This window comes from Gleimia coleocanis DSM 15436 (assembly GCF_000159015.1).
Classification (GTDB): domain Bacteria; phylum Actinomycetota; class Actinomycetes; order Actinomycetales; family Actinomycetaceae; genus Gleimia; species Gleimia coleocanis.
In genome coordinates, this window is the sequence record NZ_DS999570.1 from 1 (window position 1) to 223 (window position 223).

The window sequence follows — 223 nt, forward strand, 5'->3', positions numbered from 1 at the left end:
TTAGATGGAACGAACTTCCAAGTACCAACGAAGTGATGATTCTTAGAAATACCAGTGATTGCGGTTTCAGCATCCCAGTTTACGAATACCCACTTGCCACCTTCAACAGCAACTTCATTAAAGGTACTTGCAACTGCAGGAACATCAGAACCATGCACGTTGTTATTCTTAGCTGCAGGAGTTAAAGCAGTAACCTCTGCAGGAAGCTGCTTAGAAGAATCTT

1 protein-coding gene is annotated in these 223 nt (G+C 42.6%); it reads right to left on the reverse strand.

Going from position 1 to position 223, the window contains the following annotated elements; translation table 11 throughout:
- A partial coding sequence (locus HMPREF0044_RS08225; protein ID WP_006547576.1) for an SHIRT domain-containing protein occupies nucleotides 1-223 on the reverse strand: 223 nt, incomplete at both ends.